A 1,350-nucleotide genomic window follows, 5' to 3' on the forward strand; every position below is an offset into this window, starting at 1 on the left:
ATTCCGTGAATTGGTTCGTTCATCCGAACGTTCATAAGCCTTAGCTTTAATCTGCTCAGTCGCTTCGGACTTAAGAATTTCATCAAGTATCTTGGTCATAATTGATTGCATGGCCTTATCCCGATCACCTAATAATAGTTCCTTTAATTCGTCATCTTCTAAATTTAATTCAACCTTTGGCATAATGAAGTTCCTTTAGATTTCACAAAGTCCTATTTAGAATTTACACCAATTATACGGACATAACCTTCGACAATTTACCAAGAATAAAAAGGGGCTTTAGCTTTCTTAAACCCAATCCTAACCCATCGCTCTGAATTAGCTTTATTAAATTATTGATATGATTTAAAGCTCTATGGTATTCAATCTGCCAGACAACATACTCATTCCATGCTTCATCTAAAAATTAAACTGATGTCATTTATCAATCTCTATTGTCTGGAAATTAACGATCCTGAAGATTCTTATTATTAGTCAGGCTTTGAAATGACGATTCAGTTCTATCTGGTTGTCCTCACTATAAATTGGATTCTCAATCTCAAAGATAAACTGCCGTCAGCTATGCTTTTCTGAAATAAAGATGTTTATGAAAATTGAAAGATTTAGATCTAGATCATCAAATATATCAGCAGCTTGTTTCTTAATCTGGTGGTGAAAAAGAGAATTAGCATCAGAAATCAGGTCATAACTTAACAGTTGTGTCGCATTTTTTTGTGCCTTATAATTAAAGGTGTTAGAATGTGTCATAACTTACCGCCATAAATACGCACCCTTTTTTACTGGGCAAATTACAAGTTTAATCCGAACACAAATAAGATTGGAGAAATAATATGAAATATGGTTATGCACGAGTGAGCACCACCGATCAAAAACTAGAAAATCAAATTGAGAACTTAAAAAAATCAGGCGCTGAAATAATCTATAAAGAAAAGTTTACTGGTACTACTACTGAACGCCCTGAATCTAATAAATTGCTAAATGAACTAAAAACAGATGACACATTGATTGTTACGAAATTAGACCTCTTCGCACGCAATACTAAAGAAGCCCTTGATATAATTCAAGACCTTTTTAAACGTAAGGTAGATTGTAAAATTAATCCGAACGCTGTTCGGACAAAAAAGATCAGCTTCCTTTAAAATGGTGTTTACCACAAACCCATTTTTTTAGGAGCTGATCTTTTGTCTAGTATAACCTATTCTGAACGAATTAAAATTGAAACCTTTTGTGAGCTAGGACTGACCAATATCCAAACGGCTGAGCGGTTAAAACGATCTCCGTCTACGATTTCTTATGAATTATCTCGTTGTCAACCTTATCAAGCTGAATTAGCACAGGCCAACGCTGAAT

3 protein-coding genes and 1 pseudogene are annotated in these 1,350 nt (G+C 34.2%); 2 read left to right on the top strand and 2 right to left on the bottom strand.

Translation table 11 applies throughout. From position 1 onward, the window contains the following. Both JOC59_RS09265 and JOC59_RS09275 read right to left on the bottom strand, forming a co-directional pair. A partial coding sequence (locus tag JOC59_RS09265; protein ID WP_205144456.1) for a transposase occupies positions 1 to 183 on the bottom strand: 183 nt, incomplete at its 3' end. 372 nt (positions 184 to 555) lie between these two features. Then, a complete protein-coding gene (locus JOC59_RS09275) occupies positions 556 to 747 on the bottom strand; it encodes a hypothetical protein (protein ID WP_205144457.1) in 192 nt (63 codons plus the stop codon). Between the two features lie 83 nt (positions 748 to 830). Between JOC59_RS09275 and JOC59_RS09280 the strand changes: the two are divergent. Together JOC59_RS09280 and JOC59_RS09285 are read left to right on the top strand one after the other, a co-directional pair. Continuing rightward, positions 831 to 1,100, top strand: a pseudogene (locus JOC59_RS09280) (recombinase family protein); the annotation flags it as partial. Positions 1,101 to 1,181: 81 nt separating this feature from the next. Then, positions 1,182 to 1,350 (top strand): helix-turn-helix domain-containing protein (locus JOC59_RS09285; protein WP_205144459.1); only part of this gene is annotated, 169 nt, incomplete at its 3' end.

This window comes from Periweissella beninensis (assembly GCF_016908275.1).
GTDB classification, from domain to species: domain Bacteria; phylum Bacillota; class Bacilli; order Lactobacillales; family Lactobacillaceae; genus Periweissella; species Periweissella beninensis.

Excerpts from the sequence above, each read along its gene's own strand:
- JOC59_RS09275 (WP_205144457.1), bottom strand. The coding sequence starts at position 747 with ATGACACATTCTAACACCTTTAATTATAAGGCACAAAAAAATGCGACA.